The organism is Streptomyces sp. AF1A, from assembly GCF_047340315.1.
In the GTDB taxonomy this organism is placed as follows: domain Bacteria; phylum Actinomycetota; class Actinomycetes; order Streptomycetales; family Streptomycetaceae; genus Streptomyces.
Genome location: NZ_JBLEBI010000354.1, coordinates 1 through 2,215 on the forward strand (window position 1 = coordinate 1; position 2,215 = coordinate 2,215).

Sequence of the window (2,215 nt, forward strand, 5' to 3'; positions counted from 1 at the left end):
GCCGAGGACGGCTCAGGTCTCGACGGCCGGCAGGAGGCCGGTGGCCGGGGCGGCGAGGTCGGTGACCTGGTGCAGCTCGTTCAGCCGGCTGAGTTCGCCGGCCTGGTTCAGTGAGCGCATCTGCTCGGAGACCCGCGGCACCTGGGCCTGCTGCTCCGCGGGAATGCCGCTGACCGCGAGCGAGTCGAGCGTGGCCATGGGGTTGATCCGCCCGGGGTGCGATGCGGCCGCGTCGGCCGCGTTCGCCAGGGGTGCGGCAAGGGCCGTGACTCCGGCGGCGAGGCCGAGGGCGGCGACGATGCGTCGTGGTGAGGTCATGCCCTCACCAACCGCGGCGGGGCCCGCCCGGACACGGCCGGCGGGCCCCGCTCACCCTGGAGGCGGACCGCGTCGCCTGCGCTTGCCGCGACCGCCGGGCCGGGGGAGCCTCGAAGGTGGACCCGGGCGGTCCGCTCCTCGTCGGGCCGCGGGCGCTGAAGGAGGTCACCATGGGCACCGCGACAGGCTCGTCCTTCGACACCGAGACGCTGCGCCGGGGCATAGAAGGGACCACCGGGAACACGCTCCTGTCCCTCTACGCGGACGACGCGGAGATCCGCATCATCGACCGCAACAGCCAGCCGAGCCACCCCAAGGTCCTGCACGGGCGAATCCAGATCGCCGAGATGCTGGACGACATCTACCGCCGCGACATGACGCACAAGCTGGAGCAGTGCGTCGTGCAGGGCGACCACGCCGCGTTCACCGAGTCCTGCATGTACGGCGACGGCACCCGTGTCCTCGCCGAGTCCATGGTCACGCTGCGGGACGGGAAGATCGCCGAGCAGATCATGATCCAGGCGTGGGACGAGTAGGCAGGAAGGTCGCGCGGGTCCAGATCACCTCCAGGCTGACCTGGACCTTCTCGGCCCGTGCGATGGTGGGGCGGGCACGGCCCCGGCGGCGGTCGCCGGTGTCCGCGGCGGGCCTGCCGGTGCCTGCCGCTCTGCTGCGGTCGGCGCTGAGGGCGGCGCGCCTTCGCCCGCGCGCGGCGCTGCCGCGCGCCCCGCGCACCCGCCGCCCACGGCCCCGGTGAGCGACAGCCGCCCCGCACCGGCGCCGGCGGCCGGGGCGGGACATCAGGCCCGGCGCGGTCGTCGACGACGCGGGCTACGACCCGGGAACGCCGGCGACGGCGACGGCCTCGGCTTCGACTCGGCCGTGGAGCGCGCCTCGCCGGTCACGCCCCCGATGCCGGGCGGCGCCGGTCCGATGACCATCCCCACGCTGCCGGAGGGGACCGTGACGGCCGCCACCCGGCAGCTCGCGGCGCGGCGCCCCGGCGGGTCACCGCATCCAGGCGTTGTACTCCATGACGTCCCCGGCCCTGACCCCGTACTCGGGCTGGGCGCGGGTGAAGGTGGTCTCCACGCCGAGGACGGCTCCGGTGCGCGGATCGAGGATCAGCATGTGCCGCGTGCCGGCGGGCCCGTCGTACACGTACGCCTGCCCCGGCCGTCCGAGCCGGTCCGTCACCTGTCCCACGGGACGCAGCCCCTTGGCGTCCGCGAGGACCCGCGTCAGCGCGGCGGACTCGCGGGCGCCGAGCGTCCAGTGGTCCAGCAACTCGCCTACGGAGTCGAGCAGTTCGGGGGTGGTCAGGGAGTCGGTGTGGATCGCCTCGGCGAGGTAGGCGCGCAGCGCGCCGGGGGTGTGCGGGGGCCGCGCCTCGGGCGGGGCGTCGCTCCAGCTCGGCGGGTAGGTCCGGCGGCTGAGCACGTGGCCGTCCGCGACCAGGTGCGGCTCACCGTCGCCGTCCGTGAGGACCGGGCGGCCGGGGTGGCTCGGGTCGGTCGCCACGACGAGTTCGGTGTGGCTGTCGTCCGCCCGCCAGCGCACCACGCGCTCCTCGGGGAGGGTCACGGGCGGCTTGTCGTCGCTCATGCCGAGGCTCCACGACTGCACGTGCGTGCCCTTGCGCAGCTGGGATGTGCCGTCGGCGGCGGCCACGGCCGCGAGGTACGCCAGCTGCTTCAGCGGTACGACCGTGGAGTGCGGCCGGACGGCCAGCGGGCGGGGCGCGGCGATCGCGGGCGACGTGTTCGGCCCGCCGAGCAGCGCGGTGAGGACGATCACCAGCACGACACCCACCGCGGCAAGGCCCCCCAGCAACCGGGCGCCGGGGCTGCGGCGAGCGGCCTGCGCAGCGGACAGGCCGCGGGCGCCCCGGCGGATC

3 protein-coding genes are annotated in these 2,215 nt (G+C 75.5%); 1 reads left to right on the forward strand and 2 read right to left on the reverse strand.

What is annotated here, in order from left to right; all coding sequences use genetic code 11:
- Window positions 1-12 precede the first annotated feature (12 nt).
- On the reverse strand, window positions 13-318 hold the full coding sequence (locus tag ACLU3S_RS36735; RefSeq protein ID WP_413956313.1) for a hypothetical protein: 306 nt from the start codon (window positions 316-318) through the stop codon (window positions 13-15).
- Between the two features lie 170 nt (window positions 319-488).
- Here ACLU3S_RS36735 and ACLU3S_RS36740 point away from each other — a divergent pair, with 170 nt between their 5' ends.
- The gene (locus ACLU3S_RS36740; protein ID WP_413956314.1) at window positions 489-854 is read left to right on the forward strand and encodes a nuclear transport factor 2 family protein; all 366 of its coding nucleotides are present in this window, start codon (window positions 489-491) and stop codon (window positions 852-854) included.
- 472 nt (window positions 855-1,326) lie between these two features.
- Here the strand turns inward: ACLU3S_RS36740 and ACLU3S_RS36745 are convergent, their stop codons facing one another.
- Window positions 1,327-2,214: a CU044_5270 family protein gene (locus tag ACLU3S_RS36745; RefSeq protein ID WP_413956315.1), complete on the reverse strand. Its 888-nt coding sequence runs from the start codon at window positions 2,212-2,214 to the stop codon at window positions 1,327-1,329.
- Between the last annotated feature and the right edge of the window lies 1 nt (window position 2,215).

Excerpts from the sequence above, each read along its gene's own strand:
- ACLU3S_RS36740 (WP_413956314.1), top strand. The coding sequence starts at position 489 with ATGGGCACCGCGACAGGCTCGTCCTTCGACACCGAGACGCTGCGCCGG.
- ACLU3S_RS36735 (WP_413956313.1), bottom strand. The coding sequence starts at position 318 with ATGACCTCACCACGACGCATCGTCGCCGCCCTCGGCCTCGCCGCCGGA.